This window comes from Coleofasciculus sp. FACHB-542 (assembly GCF_014695825.1).
In the GTDB taxonomy this organism is placed as follows: domain Bacteria; phylum Cyanobacteriota; class Cyanobacteriia; order Cyanobacteriales; family FACHB-T130; genus FACHB-T130.
Map to the genome: position 1 here is coordinate 34,956 of NZ_JACJPB010000038.1, position 16,669 is coordinate 51,624.

Genomic DNA, 16,669 nt, shown 5'->3' on the forward strand with positions numbered 1-16,669 from the left:
GTTAGGAAACCAACAAATATTGAGTCTGTCAAATATCTGGGTTGTTAGCTTAGCTTCTAACCTTGCTCAGTTCCAACCTTTTTTTGCAATTGCACAGTATTCTACGCCCAAAAATAAGTAAGCTCATTTGGTCATGCAATTGCGAACAATAAATCTCTTCTAATATTGAATAATGAGGTTTTTGGTATGAAACAACCGCTCTATTTCTTAACTCTCGCTTTCTGTGTTGCCTTAACGATTTCCTCACATCAAAAAGCTGAGGCGGCTGGAACTGTCGGGAACGGAACCGCTGCAAGTTGTACTGAAACTGCTTTAGATACTGCTTTAGTAGGCGGGGGGACTGTAACCTTTAATTGTGGTTCTAGTCCGCATACGATTGTAGTGAAAGAAAAGGTACTTTCCGCGAATACAGTAATCGACGGACGAAGTGTAGTAACTCTCAGCGGAAATGGAACTAATCGGATTTTTTCCACTGATAGCCTCGTTCAACTGACTCTAAGAAATCTCACTATTGCGAATGGCTTTAGTACCGAAAATGGTGGCGGCGTTTATAGCGGCTACAGAGGTAAGTTAGTGGTACTAAACTGTACCTTTAACAACAACAAATCAACAATGCCGGGAGAGGCGGGAGGCGGTGCAATCTATAGTAAGAGTGAAAGTACAATTGTTGTAGATAAAAGCACTTTTACCGGAAATCAAGCTAGCCTCGGCGGAGCAATCTATGACTTGCTCAGCGACTTAACCGTAACGAATAGCACTTTCACGGGAAATACCGCTGGAATTGTGGCTCCTGGGGGGGCGGGTGGTGCCATTTATAATGATGGTGCGAATGGTAATTTAGGTAAAATTATTCTCCGGAACAACACCTTCACAAACAATATTGCCACCAATCAAGGCGGGGCTTTTTTTAATCAACTTTATAACAACAATACGACGACAATCGAAAATAACACCTTCTCTGGAAATAGCGTTACGGGCACTGGCGACAAAGGATTTGGCGGTGCTATTTTCGTGGTCGGTGGCACCACAACTGCCCCTAATTACACTGCCGGAACAAACAGCACTATTTTTATAGTGAGGAACACTACCTTCTCTGGCAACATTTCTGCGAATCAGGGCGGGGGACTGTGGACGGGAAATGACGTAAGCGCAGAAGTTTCTAATACTACTTTTTCAGGGAATCGTGCTGTGACTCCAGATGCCAAGGGGGGTCTAGGCGGCGCAATCATGAGAACCAGTGGCAAGATGACCATCAATAATGTCACGATTGCTAACAATTATGCTGGGTTTATGGGGGCTGGTATTTTTGGCAGCAGTCCAGATATAACCCTGAAAAATACAATTATCGCTAACAATAAAGCGGATAATGGCGGGAATACCTGGAATATTAAGCAGAATTGTTCTGACGAAATGACTAATGGCGGCAACAATATCCAATTTCCCGCCAAAAACCCAAACGATCCCACTGACAAAAACTGCGCGGTTGGCATCACGATTGTTGAACCAATGCTAGGTGCACTTTCTGCGACTGGTGGTTTGACTCAGACTCTACCCTTATTAGCAGGGAGTCCAGCGATTAATACAGGAAATAACGCGACTTGCTTGGCAACGGATCAACGAGGTGTTGCCAGACCGCAAGGTGGTGTTTGCGATATCGGAGCATTTGAAGCAAAATAATCAGATGGGTAGTTGGTAACGGGATGTAATTTACCAATTACCGATTCTTTTCAAACTATCTAGTGCCTGGAGCCGAAAACAAGAAGAAAAAGCGCTTTTGTCTTCTTGTTTTTGGCTCCTGTATTTTTATGTCTAAGCTTTGACATTTGCAGATTGTTACTGAATAGTTAGCTCAACAGGTGCAAGACTAGGAGATAGTCAAAGGTACTATTCTTCTCTAGTCAACATCATGCTGGATACGCTGGATTTGGATCTTTCCCTCGATAAAAATACTTACGAGTCTCAGATTGAGACGCTAATGCGTCAAGTGCGATCGCTCCAAAAGGCTTGCTGGGACAAAAAGCTACCCATGATTGTCGTGCTGGAAGGTTGGGCGGCAGCGGGGAAAGGTGCTTTAGTCAAGAAAATGGTCAATTACATGGACCCGCGAGGGTTTACGGTTCACCCGATTTGGCCTCCCAACCAGGAAGAGCAACAATACCCTTTTTTGTGGCGCTTCTGGCGGAGACTGCCAGTCAAGGGCAGTATTGGGATTTTTTATCATAGCTGGTACACCCATGTTTTAGAAGACCGGCTGTTTGCACGAATCGAGGACTCAAAAATCCCAAGCGTGATGGCCCAGATAAACGCCTTTGAGCGCCAACTGGTGGATGATGGAAATGCGATCGCTAAATTCTGGATTCATCTAAGCCGCAAAGAATTAAAGCACCGACTCAAAGAATATGCCAAAGATCCGTTAGACGCTTGGCGAGTGCGTCCGGAAGACTGGAAACAAGAGAAACACTACGGTAAATATGTAGATTATGCCGAAGAAATGCTCGTCCAAACCAGCACTGGCTCCGCCCCCTGGACATTAGTGGAGGGCAACTGCCAACGCTGGGCGCAGGTCAAAGTCCTCACCCAATTCGCTGCCACTCTTACAGAAGCCCTCGACCGACTTCACATTCGGACGCCTATCACCCCTGTACCCCCTCAAAAACACCTCAACCCAGCAGAGCCGGATCTCTTAGCGCAAGTCGATCTCAATCTTGCTCTCTCCAGGGATGAGTACAAAAAGCAGTTACGCGATGCCCAAGTAGAACTGCTGAAGCTTCAGATGAAGATTCACAAACATCAAGTGCCCGTCTTGGTGCTGTTTGAAGGTTGGGATGCAGCTGGGAAAGGAGGAGCCATCAAACGCTTAACCGATGTCCTCGACCCCCGCAGTTATGCCGTTCATCCCTTCGCAGCACCTACGGATGAAGAGAAAGCGCATCACTACCTCTGGCGGTTCTGGCGGTGGTTGCCAACAGCAGGGACAATTGGCATTGATGACCGCAGCTGGTACGGGCGAGTGTTAGTAGAGCGTGTTGAAGGTTTTGCCACAGAACTGGAATGGCGCAGAGCCTACCAGGAAATCAATGAGTTTGAGAGCCAACTGACGAATGCAGGCTACGTTTTGGTCAAGTTCTGGCTGCATATTAGTCCTGAAGAACAGTATCAGCGATTCATATCGCGTCAGAATGACCCCTTTAAAGAATACAAACTCACCGCCGAAGATTGGCGAAATCGGGACAATTGGGCTTTCTATGAAGTGGCGGTCAATCAAGCAATTCAGCGGACGAACACTCCTAACGCTCCCTGGACAATTGTTGCTGCGAATGATAAATACTATGCCCGTGTTAAGGTAATTCAAACCGTAACCGAGGCGATTCGGGCAAAATTGAAACGTCAATAAGAGGCAATCGGTAATCGCTGGTGAATAGTCGTTACCAATTACCCATTACCAATTACCCATTACCAATTACCTACTATGTTTTTACTACTAACGCGGGTTCTGCTGTGGCTGCTGATTGGCACCTTAGTCTATTTTTTGTTAGTGCGATGGATTCCCAAACAATATCTCGCTTGGTTGGGCGGGCTGCTGTTGTTTGTCATCATGGTGATGGCGTTTTACAACCCCAATGAAAGGTTGGTATCGAGTGCCTGGAACATTCTTTCGTTTCCGCTCAAACCGTTGGGGTTGTCGATTATGCTTTTGTTGTTCGCCATTGGCGGAGTGAAAAAGAATGCGCTAACAGGCGTAGCCTGGAACCAACTTAGGATAGCCTTCTTCGTTTTGCTGTTGTCTAGTTTGCCAATCGTTGCCTACTGGCTGGCTCAGCAAGCGGAAGTGGAGGCGATTCAACTGGAGCAACGACGGCAACTGATTTGTCAAACTCAATGTCCGGCTGATATTACGCCGACCGGATCTCAAATTGTGGGGGCGATTGTGGTGCTGGGGCGAGGGACGACACAACCCAATCTTCCCTACCGGACACAGATTCAATTAACTGATACAGGCGATCGCATTCTATACTCTGCTCAGCTGTATCAAGAACAGCTACGGAGCGGTAATGACCCCTTAGTGATTGTCAGTGCAGGACCTAGAGCGGAGCTGACAGGAAATCAAGATAGTGTTAACGAGGCTAACGATGTCGCGGCGCTACTGGTCAGGATGGGTGTACCCCGCAATCGAATTGTGATTGAACCGCGTGGGGTTGATCTCCGCACCAGTGCGGTCAGAGTTGAGGAAATCTTGAGGCAGCGCGGTATTCGATCGCGCCGGATTATTCTCGTTGCCTCCGGCTTAAATATTCGCCGTGCCAACCTTACGTTTGCCAATTTGGGCGTCACGGTCATTCCCAGAGCTACAGATTTCTTTACCTTTCAAAGTGGGGCAACGCCTGCCCGACGCATCACCGTCACGGATTTTGTTCCCACCGTGGAAGCGCTAGTCACGACAACGCGAGTGGTAGAAGAATATCTCACTTTCATCTACTACTTCTTACGCGGCTGGTTGACACCCCTCGTTTTATAGAAGCAGCACGAGCGCCAATTCGTCTACGATGGTTTGGGATTGGATGTTAGGCGAAAGCTTCTTGCAGGTTGCAAGAAAGTTTTTTGTCTGTTGCCTTTTCTCAGTTTTTAATCCTCAGTCCTCACAGAATGGCTCACTCTCGGCTGCAAAAATTGGGTGCTTATCTGCGTCCCCACTGGCGACAGGCTACCTTAGGCGTTATCGCGCTGTTTGTTGTGAATGCAGTGGGCGTTTATATCCCTTTGCTGATTCGAGATAGCGTTGACGAACTCCGCCAAGCGTTCGACTTCGCTCAAATCTGGAAGTATGTAGCGCTAATCCTGATTCTGGCTTCGGCAATGTGGGTAGTGCGGATGGCTTCGCGCATCTTGCTGTTTGGAGTCGGGCGACAAGTAGAATTTGACCTGAAACAAAAGATTTTTCAGCATCTACTCACTCTGGAACCGTCTTATTTTGCAAGCAACACTGCTGGAGATTTGATTAACCGGGCGACTAGCGATGTGGATAATATCCGGCGTCTGCTGGGATTTGCCGTGTTAAGTTTGGCGAATACAGTCTTTGCCTACGGACTGACATTGCCGGTGATGCTATCGATTAATTTGAAGCTGAGTCTGCTGGCGATCGCAGTCTATCCGTTTATGCTGATCGCTGTGCAGCTATTTAGCGATCGCCTACGGAACGAACAGCTGGTGTTGCAAGAGGAACTCTCTAGCATCAGCGAGTTGATTCAAGAGGATATGAGCGGGATTGGTCTGATTAAAATCTACGCTCAGGAGGAGAACGAACGCCGTGCCTTCTCCCGGTTAAATAATCGCCTGTTGCAAGCCAATATCCAATTAGCAAAGACCAGAAATGTCTTGTTTCCAATCATTCAAGGCATGGCTTTTATCAGCTTACTGATATTGCTATGGGTTGGAGCACGATCAATTGTGGCGGGTGCGATCACAATTGGCGATTTTCTGGCGTTGATTCTCTATACTGAACGATTAGTTTTCCCCACCGCTTTACTGGGTTTTACGATTACTGCCTACCAACGAGGTGAGGTGAGTATCGACCGCATTGAGTCAATTCTGATGGCAGAAGCCAAAATTAAAGATTCTCCGAATGCACTCGCATTACCCGTTGAAAAAGTAAGCGGTAAATTAACAGCCCGTCAACTCAGTTATACGTTTCCGGGAGCCGAAACTCCCGCGCTTAAGAATGTTAGCTTTACGATTGAACCAGGGGAAACCGTGGCGATTGTGGGACCAATTGGCTCAGGAAAATCGACACTTGCCAATGCCTTGCCGCGATTAGTGGATATTCCAAGCGATAGTTTGTTCGTAGATGGCAATGATATTACGCAGATCAAATTGCCCGATTTGCGCGGAGCGATCGCTTATGTCCCGCAAGACAGCTTTCTGTTCAGCACTACCATCAAAAACAATATTCGCTACGGCAATCCTCTGAGCGAACAGACAGAGATTATTAATGCTGCCAAGCAAGCGCAAATTCACCCGGAAATTCTCAATTTTCCCCAGCAATACGAAACCGTTGTGGGTGAGCGCGGCATTACCCTCTCAGGGGGACAGCGACAACGGACGGCTCTCGCCCGTGCTTTGCTGATGGATTCCCCGATTCTGATTTTGGATGATGCTCTCTCCAGCGTTGATAATCAAACTGCCACAGCCATTTTGAATAATCTTTCGGAAGGCATCCAGCGCAAAACGGTTATTTTTATCTCTCACCAATTGTCTGCGGCTGCAACTGCCGATCGCATTTTTGTGATGGATCGAGGTCAAATTGTGCAGTCTGGGACTCATGCCGAACTTTTGCAACAACCTGGACTTTACCGTTCGCTTTGGAACCAGCACGAGCTAAAGGAAATCCTCAGCTAATTTTAGTGGCACTCAAGTAGCGATCGCTATTTGAGTTTCTTGAGGTAATGCAATTTGATTCGTCGGGTTGGATGGTACTTCGGAAACCCTGGGTGTAAAGAACATTAAAGCCGAACCCAGCAGACAATTAACGCACATTTTTCCGATTCCTCCTCAAATAAAGCGGCTCTTGGAGTCATCTGTTTGAGGTTCATTTTACCCATACTTTTTAAAATGCCAGCACTGAAGTGATATGATTGCCCTACTCAATCGGTTCTGGTGGGGAGCAGCCACCAGAGGTAACGGGGAAAGTTCGGTGTAAAACCGTCGCTGTCCCGCAGCTGTAATGAGATCCGTCGTTTTGGTCTCTCAGCCAGAATACCCGCCGAGAGAAATTGATTTGCGAAATCTGCGAGGTACAGAATTATGTCTAAAGATAGACGCTTTGCTTTCTTAAATCTGATGCAAAGCCGAACAGTAATTGTATTTTTGGTTTTAATTAGCACTTTCCTATGCGCCCAGCGGGCGATCGCTCACCATCCAATGGGTGGCAAGACGCCGTCTAATTTATTTGAAGGGTTCTTTTCAGGACTAGCCCATCCCTTAATTGGACTGGATCATTTTGCGTTCGTGGTGGCGATTGGATTACTGGCGGTTGGGCAAGTGCGGGGCGCGTTCATCCCAGCTGGGTTTGTATTGGCAGCCTTGGCGGGAACTGGGATTCATTTACTCAATCTAGATTTACCGGCAGCTGAGATAGCGATCGCCGGTTCCGTGATTGTCTTTGGGGCGCTGCTGCTAACGCCAAACAAACCAAACTGGATGGTTCTTATAGCGCTGGGAGCGCTTGCTGGTTTATTTCACGGCTATGCTTATGGCGAGGCAATCGTCGGTGCTGGTATGACGCCGCTTGTTGCTTACCTTCTGGGTTTCACTTTCATTCAATATGGCGTTGCCTTGGTTGCCATGCTGATTGGCAATGCAGTGAGCCGGAAATCTGCCACTCAACCTTTATCCTGGCAGCGATTTGCCGGTTTGGTTATCTGCTCGATTGGAGTGGTTTTCTTGAGTAATTCCGTCCTCGGTTAATGATAATCTCGCGCAAAGGTGCAAAGACGCTAACAAAAACTTTGCGTCTTTGCGCGAAATTTGAAAAGAAATTATCCTGATTGTGCAACACCAAAATTTAAGTGTGAAACGGCACGGTTACTAGTGGCAGAAACCCTAGTAGTATCCAATGCCAAAGCCATATGCTGGGTGAAGCTGACTCCTCTGATGGTGCCAGAAGCGCTTCGATTCTCTCCTCTAAACGATTTCGAGAGGTCATGGCACTGAACGCTGCACAGAAACTTTCAGACTGTACTGGCGAGACACTCACCACCAATAGCAGAGATTCTGCTAACAACAAGGGATCAACTTGTTGCGCCGCCCATCGATCCGCACGAAGTTCCCGCAATAGTAAAAGTTCTTGCCACAAAGCTTCTGTATTCGGCAACCAAGCGGTTATCTGGCGCACCCAGCCAAGCCAGAAAAACCAAAACGTATCCCGATAATAGTAATGCGCTTGTTCGTGGGCGAGAACTGCTTCTAGATGATCTCGATCGAGGGTTTCTAACAATCCCTGACTGACGACTAATTCAGGCTGCCAGAAACCAATTTGGGCGCTAAATAGAACGCTGGCATTGAGAAGGCGACCCAATTTACCTTCAAGCTCGATTTGGGGATAAGTGCGTGTCTGTTGTACCGAACGCCATCCTTCATGTGCCAGCTTTAGACATAAAATTCCGGCAACGCCTAAAAATCCCCAGGCGAAGGAGTAACTGAACCATCCGGCTTGCAGTCCTCCCATTTTTCCGTCTGCACCCATGCAAATAACTGCGATCGCTGTCACGATCAATAGCAGCGGCGGAAACAAAAATAACCCAAAGGATCGTTGCCAGCGTTGCGTCCAAGTTCCCGATGGCTCTAACCCTGTGCATCTCAGACACCACGCCAATCCTAACGCCGTCAGAATCATCGCTAGATGCATGATTTTCCCTCCTCTCTCGCTTTGCGTGCGGATTGAAGACGAAGCGCGATCGCTTCTATTTGCTCTACGCTAGCGCTATCCAAGCTATCTGCAAAGGCAGCGACGACATCCGGGTTCCCCACTGCCAAAAACTGGTGTAACTGTTCGTGAGCTTTAATGACTTGCGCTTCTTCCCGCGATACCAAAGGTTGCCAGCAAAAGCTTCGTTCTTGTTTATCGCAAGCTAGCCAACCTTTTTGGGTCAGGCGACGCAGCACCGTAGTTACAGAAGTATAAGCTAACTCTCGGTCTGGGTCAGCCAGAATGCGATCGTGTACATCTTTAACGGTGGCAGAACCGAGTTCCCAGACGATATTTAAAATCTCCGCTTCCAAAGGGCCAAGGGAAAGTTGTTTGGGACGGTAGTTAGGTAGAGGAACCATACATCTGAACTTTGTGCCTTGTGCAATCTCTGAATAAGCTTACACTCCAAACTTGCACTCTTGTTCAAGTTTGACAGCTTGTCTTTTGACGGCAACAACGACTCAACTCAAAATAATGGGGTTGCATCCCAATCAGAGCCAAATCTGCTGACATTGAGCCTGCGTAGGCAGGCTTTGTTTGTGTAGCCACAGACTGACAGCCTGTGAGCAATTGGCTACTAAATGACGGGTGTTACGCAGTGCTTTCTCAACATCTATGTTCTCAACGTCTATGTTATGAGTCGCCTTTCCCGCAAGATTGTCATCTTCAGCATTATCTTCAGCATTGTAATGGCACTGCTGAATTCGCCGTCGATGGCTCAAGCTCAGCCATTACAAATCACGCTAATGGCGAGTACCGATACAGCTCAAATGAGTGCTGAAGGCTTCTTCAAGCGCGGAGTTTACGAGGTATTGAGCGGAGATTACCCTGAAGCGATCGCTGATTTAAACCAAGCAATTCGGCTCAATCCCGATAATGCTCAAGCTTACACGAATCAAGGTCTTGCCCGCGCTGCCCTCGGAGATACGCAAGGAGCGATCGCTGACTTTAGCCAAGCAATTGAGATCGACCCCAGCCTCGCTTTAGCTTACTATAATCGGGGTTTTGTCCGCTCCCAACTACAAGATTATCCGGGAGCAATAGAAGACTTTAGCCAAGCGATTGAACTCAATCCTCAGGATGGCGATGCCTATCACTGTCGCTGTCTCATTCACTACACGCTGGGAGATAAGCAGGGAGTGAGAGCAGATTTTGAGAAAGCCACCGATCTCTATCTACAACAAGGGAAACGACAACAATATCAAAGTTTACTACAAGAAATTAAAGAGCTTCATTCGTCAAGTCATTTTCTAGTTTCTTAATCATTTGTTACCTTGAATCATCCATGCGATCGCTAAAACTCAAAGCAATTAGCTAAAACGATTATTAACTAAAACTTTATTGGAAAAAATATATGAATAAACACTTATTGTTCAATAGTTTTTTGATGGCGAACGTTGTAGCAGTATTCATTGCCCCTCCAGTTCTGGCGGAAGTTACACAAGTCACTAGCATTCGTTTAATTCCCACAAGTAGCGGCATTCAGGTAATTTTAGAAACTACGGGTGGTAAGCTTTCTCAAATTTTGACATCCAGCAATAACGATATCTTTATCGCTAACATCATCAATGCTCAGTTGAGCTTACCCGAAGGGAGTCGTTTCTATCAAAACAACCCTACTGATGCAATCACTGCTGTATCTGTTACTCCTTTGGATTCTAATAGTATTCAGGTAGTCATAATTGGAAAGGCTGGGATTCCGCCCGGAGAAGTTAATCAAAGTGATTCCGCGCTTATTTTTAACATAGATAATACTACTGATTCCATAGCATCTGAGCCTGATAGCGAGGCTGATGAAACGCCTGAAGCAGTTGAATCAAGTGAGTTGACAACTGAGCCAGAAGTTCAAGTAGGAACAAATGAAGAAATTCAATTAGTCGTAACGGCGAAGAGAGAAAATTTCCCGGAAACGTCTACGCCCGTCTATACAATTAATCAAGAAGAAATTCAAAAGCAAGGCGCTAATAGTGCAGCGGAAGTCTTGAGAGGACTCCCTGGATTTGCCATTAATGATGCCGGTTTCGGGGCAGATATTCATACTGGCACTTACTACCGGGGACATTCGATTAATCAGTCTGTTTTTCTCCTCAATGGCAGACCTATCAACACGAATATTAATACTTATCATGGCGCTACCGACCTTAATAGTATTCCAGTAGAAGCAATCGAACAAGTGGAATTATCCAGCGGCACCAGTTCTACTTTATATGGTTCGGAAGCTTTTGGAGGAGTTGTTAATATCATCACCAAACAAGGACAAGAAGTTCCTAGACTCAATGCTTTAGTTGAATATGGCTCTTTTAATCAGTCTAACTATCGGATTAGCTATGGCGGTTCTGTTGACAATCTAAGATTTAATCTTGGCTATGAAGATTACGAGGCAGATAATCGTTATGCTGTCCCTAAAGGTGCAGCTAATCGGGATTCCGAAGGTCTTTTATTTAATGGAGATACCGCAACTAGCAACTACTTTGGCGGGATTTCACTAGATTTGAATTCTAGAAATACTCTTAGTTTAGATGCTTCTAAAATTAGCAGTCGTCGTGGGTTACTTTATTTTGGGTTTCCTCTGCAAAAAGACAGATTAGACCACGATGCTTTTAATATTGGGTTATCTTGGAAGGCTTTGCTAGGAGAAGGTGAAGATTCTGTTCTGAGAACGACACTTTCTTACAATCAGGATTACTTTAATACTTATGGCCCGACTCAAAATATCTTCTACCGGACTGGTACTCTGAATTCCCAAGCTCTCAATGCTAGGGTAGAGCATCAATGGCAAACATCTCCTCGAAATACTTTAACTTGGGGCTTCGATGTACAAAATAGCTACTTAAATGGGAATGTTTTAAGTACAGTCCCTAATCAGCTTACCCTGAACGAAAGTGAAAACAGAGATAGGTTTCATACAGCAATATTTGCCTTAAATACTTGGAAAATAAGTAACTCATTACAGGCAGATTTTGGTCTGCGGCAAAATTTTAATAGTGACTTTGGGAGCTATTTGAATCCCAGTGTTGGGGGACGGTGGGCTGTTACTCCAACGGTGGCGGTGCGGGGCAGTTGGGCTTCGGTTCAGCGCAATCCTGGATTAGATCAATTGTATGTTTTTGATACGGTTCATAACTGGTTGCCGAACCCAGATCTAAATCCAGAAACCGGATCTTCTTGGACGGCTGGAGTTGATATCCAATTTTTAGAAAATTTGACAGGACAGTTTACCTATTTTGGCAGCCGTTTAAACGACCGCCTCGGAGTTATATCAGGACGCTGGGCGAATATTGGTCTAGTTAATACAAATGGGTTGGAGGCAGCATTACGGTGGCAAATGACTCCGCAATGGTCAACTTTTCTTAACTATACTTATACAGATGCGCGAATTGAGACCGGCTTAGAGAAAGGATTACAGCTAGGTTTAATTCCTTACTCAGTAGGACAATTCGGGATTGGTTATGCGAGTGGAGGATGGCAATTGAATCTATATGCAAGTTACCACGGCGGGGCACGGAGAGCTTTCTTTAACAATCCTAGAGAGAGTAACAAAGATTTTTCGCCGTCATACTTAAATTTGGATTTGAGCGGTCGGATTCCGATCACTAAAAATTTTGCGATTACAGTAAATTTAGAAAATTTGGCTGATGTAAAGTACGAGAAAGCTAATCGAATCTATCACCCCGGGTTAACTTTACGAGTTGGCTTACAATCTAATTTCTAAAAGTTTTGGACGGGTATTGGATAGGGTAAGAGTAGAATTTTACTGCTTTTTGTCAGAGCGATCGCTTAACGCAATCCTGTCGTCATCCCGAAATTACCTCCTTGAGATAGAGGTATTTATGCCGCTAGACAGGTGTAATTTTTGATGAAAGCGCAACTTTCTACCGAAATTGATTGAATTATGGCTCTTTATCGTCGAAATTTCCTGTTTCTGCTAGGTGGCACTGCCGGAGCAGCCGTCATTGGGGCTTTCCCCGCAGCTTGTGCAGCTCAAACAACTCCAAAAAGTGAAAACCAGCAAGCACAGCAGCAGACACCGCAAGCACAACAGCAGGGGCAAACGGCAAATACTTTTACACTGCCGCCTTTACCTTATGCCTACAATGCTCTGGAACCCCATATTGATGAGGCGACGATGCGGTTTCACCATGATAAACACCATGCCGCCTACGTCAAAAACCTGAATGAAGCCGTGAATAAATACTCGCAACTCAAAGGCAAGAGTCCTGAAGAATTGCTTCGTGACATCAATAGCGTGCCAGAAGATATTCGTACTACAGTACGCAATAACGGCGGCGGTCACGTAAATCATACGATGTTCTGGGAAATCATGGCACCCAATGCTGGTGGAGCGCCGACAGGAAGAATTGCCGAAGCGATTAATCAAAGCTTTGGCAGTTTTGACGCTTTCAAAAAGCAATTTAATGAAGCCGGTAGCAAGCGTTTTGGCAGCGGCTGGGCTTGGCTGGTTCGCGGCAAGGATGGTAAGTTGCAAGTGATGAGTACGGCGAATCAAGACAGTCCGTTGATGGAAGGAATGTATCCGATTATGGGCAATGATGTCTGGGAACACGCCTACTATTTGAAATACCAAAATAAGCGTGCTGATTATTTAGATGCTTGGTGGAACGTCGTTAATTGGAATGCAGTAAACCAGCGATTTGAGAAAGCATCAGCTTAGTTGAATGCCGCTGATTTCAGCCCTAAACTAAAGTTTGGGCTAATAGCTTAAACCCGTTTAAACGGGTTTAAAGGCTGACCAGTAAGTTAAAGCTTACTTTAGCTTTAATCCGGAAATTTATTTGCAAACTCTTTGTGTTAGTGCCATCCCGGCCTAGTTGCTCGAAGCCTTAGTTAGCAGGCTCAATTGAGGCTGTGAAGCGCGAGGTGGCTCTCGCAGTGCTAGATGGACTTCGTTTGTCTCGCCGGATTCCCGCCTCTGGGCAATTTGCTCTCATCGGGATGCTCCCGATCCTGGGAACCCAATGCATCTACAGCGCTATTTTTGTAGCTTAATGATAATAATTGACAATAACTCTTTTTGCAGCTATATTCAAAGGTTGTCAATTACGTTACTAAAAGTTGATAACACAGGCTATAGAAGATGGCTTCAAAGAAAAGCAACCCTTTGTACAGGTAGTGGGTGGAGAATTTGTTTGTGGTAACTTAACAAACGGTTCTTAGCTACCTAGTTAAAAAACATTGTCAATATAAGATTTTATTGAGGAGTAACCTGGTGAAGCGTCGAAAGTTTGTGTTTTTAATGGGACTGGCAACTGCGAGCGGTGGGTTAGCGATCGCCTGCTCTGACAACCAGAGTGTCACGACTCCCAATGCAACCTCCCCAACCAGCAGCCCTGCCAGTACGACTGCCGCCAGTCCATCTGCCAGCCCAGTTGCCGCCACCGGCCCATTGGAAAAAGAACTGGTGGTCTACTCAGGACGGGACGAGAAACTGGTTGGCGACCTGATTAAACAGTTTGAAAAGGAAACTGGGGCGAAAGTACAAGTCCGCTATGGCGACACCGCTGAGTTAGCAGCAGCCATTTTGGAAGAAGGTAAAAATAGTCCGGCTGACGTTTTCTTTGCCCAAGATGCTGGGGCACTCGGAGCAATGCAAAAGGCAGGTAGGGCATCGCAGTTGCCAACTTCACTGCTCGATCGGGTAGAAAGCCGCTACCGCTCACCGGATGGGAAGTGGGTTGGAATTACGGGTCGAGTGCGGACAGTAGACTACAACACCAAGTTAGTTAAGGCAGCAGATTTACCAGAATCTATCACTGGCTTTACCGATCCAAAGTGGAAAGGAAAAATTGGTTGGGCACCTACGAATGGCTCCTTCCAGTCCTTTGTCACCGCTTTGCGCGTCTCGCAAGGGGATGAGAAAGCTAAGCAATGGCTAGAAGGCATTAAAGCCAACAATCCCAAAACTTACCCCAAAAATGCGGCAATTGTAGAAGCGCTATCCCGTGGGGAAATTGCGGTCGGATTTGTCAATCACTATTACTTAGAAAAGTTCAAGCAAGAAAATCCCCAAGCTCCGGTGGATCATCACTTTACCAATGATGTTGGTTCCTTGGTTAACGTGGCGGGCGTGGCAATTTTAGAGGGTGCAAAACATCCCAATATTGCTCAGAAGTTTGTGGACTTCATGTTGGCTCAGGATGCTCAGAAATACTTTGCCACCAAGACTTATGAGTATCCACTAGCTTCGGGAATCGCTCCGGCGGGGAATTTAAAAGCACTCAACGGAATTCCCAGCCAAGCGACTGCCATTGACTTAAGCAATCTGAACGACTTGGATGCAACGTTGAAGCTTTTGCAGGAGACACAGGTAATTTAAGTCGTTTGTGGGAATGGGGAATAAGTACTGATAACTCTTATTACCCATGACCAGCCTTCAAAAGTGATGTTATTTCCGCAATTTTGTTGAATTGTTGGTTGTTAATCCTCATGTTGATTAACTGATTGGAGAAAGCAGCTCGACCCCCTTTATTTCTGACTTTAACAGCAGCGGCAGTAGCGATCGCGATCGCTCTGCCTCTGACTTATTTGGTCATCCGGACGGCTGGTGTCGGTGGGGAAGCGCTCTGGGAATTAGTTTCCCGTGCCCGAACTCTCACCATTTTGCTCAACAGTGCGGCAATGGCGGCAATCGTGACCCTGTGTTCGGCATTGATTGCCGTGCCACTGGCATTTTTAACCGTGCGAACCGATTTACCGGGACGTCGATTTTGGCTAATAGCGACGACCTTACCCTTGGCAGTTCCTAGCTATGTAGGGAGTTTTACGCTGATTGCCACTTTTGGGCCACGGGGTAGTTTGTTGCAGTTGTTGCTGGAACCTTTGGGGGTGCAGGAATTACCTTCGATCTACGGCTGGCCTGGGGTGATTTTGGCACTCACCTTATTTACTTATCCTTATTTGCTGTTGAGCGTGCGTTCTGGATTGCAAGGAATTGACCCTACCTTGGAGGAAGCCGCCCGCAGTTTAGGTCAAAGCGGTCAAGCTACTTTCTTTCGGGTTATCTTGCCCCAGTTGCGCCCGTCATTGGTGGCTGGGGGTTTATTGGTGGCGTTGTACTCGCTGCGGGACTTTGGGACGCCGTCGTTAATGCGGTTTGATGCCTTTACACGGGCAATTTTTTTGCAGTACAAGGCAAGTTTTAACCGCAATTCAGCAGCGGCTTTGGCGTTGGTATTGGTGGGGCTGGTACTGTTGATTTTGTGGTTAGAGTACCGAGCGCGATCGCGTGCAGCATACTACAGTCGCGGCTCCACCTCCCAGCGCCCCCCTAAAGTCTTGCTACTAGGTCGTTGGAAGTGGCCTGCGGTAGCTTTTTGTGCGGTCGTGACAGCGATCGCTTTAGTGCTTCCTATTGGCATTACCGTGTTCTGGCTGATTCGCGGACTCCATAATGGCTACAGCCTGCCGAATCTGGTACCGGCTGCACTCAATTCCATTTTGGCGTCAGGAATTACAGCGGGTGTCGCCACTCTTTTTGCCTTACCTGTGGCAATTTTAGCGGTGCGGTTTCCTGGGCGAATTACTTCAATAATTGAACGCTGTTCTTACATTGGCTTTGGCTTGCCTGGAATTGTGGTGGCGCTGTCGCTGGTATTTTTTGGGGCAAACTACTTGCCACAGTTGTATCAAACCCTGCCGATGTTGGTGTTTGCCTATCTTGTCTTGTTTCTACCCCAGTCGGTGGGAACCGTGCGGGGTTCGCTTTTACAGGTGAATCCGCAGCTGGAAGAATCGGCGCGGAGTTTGGGTAGAAGTTCCTGGCAAACTCTCAGAGAAGTTACGCTTCCGCTGGTGCGTCCGGGTGTTATTGCTGGAGCTATGTTGGTGTTTCTCACAGCAATTAAAGAATTACCGGCTACCTTGCTATTAGCACCGATTGGCTTTGAAACCTTGGCTGTAAAGATTTGGAAAGCGACGGAAAATGTTGAGTTTGCTGAGGCAGCAACTGGCTCTCTATTTATGTTGTTAGTTTCAATTGGTTCGACTTTATTACTGTTATCTCAAGAGCGTGTGAGGAGTTATAAGTAGGCGGAAATGGTTTGTAGGAGATTTATTTTGACGAACCGCCAAGGACGGGCTAGCGTTCGCGAAGCGGCGCGAATGCGCGAGAGAGATGAGCATTAGCGCTATAGGACGCCAAGGAAGAGAAGGAAGCGGGTTTCATGAATCACTTAAGATTGCTATCTA

The 16,669-nt window shown here is 46.6% G+C and carries 13 protein-coding genes and 1 riboswitch; of the genes, 10 read left to right on the top strand and 3 right to left on the bottom strand.

Annotated features, from left to right (window positions below; all coding sequences use genetic code 11):
* Nucleotides 1–186: 186 nt before the first annotated feature.
* From H6F52_RS13525 to H6F52_RS13540, 4 genes are all read left to right on the top strand, one after another.
* Nucleotides 187–1,677 carry a choice-of-anchor Q domain-containing protein gene (locus tag H6F52_RS13525; protein ID WP_190535432.1) on the top strand — a complete coding sequence of 497 codons (1,491 nt, stop codon included), beginning with the start codon at nucleotides 187–189 and terminating at the stop codon, nucleotides 1,675–1,677.
* 229 nt (nucleotides 1,678–1,906) lie between these two features.
* Nucleotides 1,907–3,394: a polyphosphate:AMP phosphotransferase gene (pap, locus tag H6F52_RS13530; protein ID WP_190535435.1), complete on the top strand. Its 1,488-nt coding sequence runs from the start codon at nucleotides 1,907–1,909 to the stop codon at nucleotides 3,392–3,394.
* Nucleotides 3,395–3,469: 75 nt separating this feature from the next.
* A complete protein-coding gene (locus tag H6F52_RS13535) occupies nucleotides 3,470–4,516 on the top strand; it encodes a YdcF family protein (protein WP_190410690.1) in 1,047 nt (348 codons plus the stop codon).
* Nucleotides 4,517–4,644: 128 nt separating this feature from the next.
* The gene (locus H6F52_RS13540; RefSeq protein WP_190410691.1) at nucleotides 4,645–6,393 is read left to right on the top strand and encodes an ABC transporter ATP-binding protein; all 1,749 of its coding nucleotides are present in this window, start codon (nucleotides 4,645–4,647) and stop codon (nucleotides 6,391–6,393) included.
* A 12-nt stretch (nucleotides 6,394–6,405) separates the two neighbouring features.
* On the opposite strand, the gene H6F52_RS26130 is transcribed toward H6F52_RS13540, so the two are convergent.
* A complete protein-coding gene (locus H6F52_RS26130; RefSeq protein ID WP_277878954.1) occupies nucleotides 6,406–6,531 on the bottom strand; it encodes a hypothetical protein in 126 nt (41 codons plus the stop codon).
* A gap of 95 nt (nucleotides 6,532–6,626) precedes the next feature.
* Nucleotides 6,627–6,777, top strand: a riboswitch (cobalamin riboswitch).
* 21 nt (nucleotides 6,778–6,798) lie between these two features.
* Between H6F52_RS26130 and H6F52_RS13545 the strand changes: the two genes are divergently transcribed.
* Nucleotides 6,799–7,461 carry a HupE/UreJ family protein gene (locus H6F52_RS13545; RefSeq protein ID WP_190535438.1) on the top strand — a complete coding sequence of 221 codons (663 nt, stop codon included), beginning with the start codon at nucleotides 6,799–6,801 and terminating at the stop codon, nucleotides 7,459–7,461.
* A 97-nt stretch (nucleotides 7,462–7,558) separates the two neighbouring features.
* On the opposite strand, the gene H6F52_RS13550 is transcribed toward H6F52_RS13545, so the two are convergent.
* Nucleotides 7,559–8,401, bottom strand: a complete 843-nt coding sequence (locus H6F52_RS13550; RefSeq protein WP_190432790.1) for a M56 family metallopeptidase — start codon at nucleotides 8,399–8,401, stop codon at nucleotides 7,559–7,561.
* The gene (locus H6F52_RS13555; RefSeq protein WP_190410694.1) at nucleotides 8,392–8,823 is read right to left on the bottom strand and encodes a BlaI/MecI/CopY family transcriptional regulator; all 432 of its coding nucleotides are present in this window, start codon (nucleotides 8,821–8,823) and stop codon (nucleotides 8,392–8,394) included. Before H6F52_RS13555 ends, H6F52_RS13550 begins: the two co-directional genes overlap by 10 nt.
* Before the next feature lie 222 nt (nucleotides 8,824–9,045).
* On the opposite strand from H6F52_RS13555, the gene H6F52_RS13560 reads away from it, so the two are divergent.
* The 5 genes from H6F52_RS13560 (at nucleotide 9,046) to H6F52_RS13580 (ending at nucleotide 16,510) form a co-directional block, all read left to right on the top strand.
* A complete protein-coding gene (locus H6F52_RS13560) occupies nucleotides 9,046–9,726 on the top strand; it encodes a tetratricopeptide repeat protein (RefSeq protein WP_190535441.1) in 681 nt (226 codons plus the stop codon).
* 92 nt (nucleotides 9,727–9,818) lie between these two features.
* Nucleotides 9,819–12,176, top strand: a complete 2,358-nt coding sequence (locus H6F52_RS13565) for a TonB-dependent receptor (RefSeq protein ID WP_242033939.1) — start codon at nucleotides 9,819–9,821, stop codon at nucleotides 12,174–12,176.
* 180 nt (nucleotides 12,177–12,356) lie between these two features.
* Nucleotides 12,357–13,136, top strand: a complete 780-nt coding sequence (locus H6F52_RS13570) for a superoxide dismutase (protein WP_190535444.1) — start codon at nucleotides 12,357–12,359, stop codon at nucleotides 13,134–13,136.
* Nucleotides 13,137–13,691: 555 nt separating this feature from the next.
* Nucleotides 13,692–14,798: an extracellular solute-binding protein gene (locus H6F52_RS13575; protein ID WP_190425305.1), complete on the top strand. Its 1,107-nt coding sequence runs from the start codon at nucleotides 13,692–13,694 to the stop codon at nucleotides 14,796–14,798.
* Between the two features lie 125 nt (nucleotides 14,799–14,923).
* Nucleotides 14,924–16,510, top strand: a complete 1,587-nt coding sequence (locus H6F52_RS13580) for an iron ABC transporter permease (RefSeq protein ID WP_190425308.1) — start codon at nucleotides 14,924–14,926, stop codon at nucleotides 16,508–16,510.
* Nucleotides 16,511–16,669: the final 159 nt, after the last annotated feature.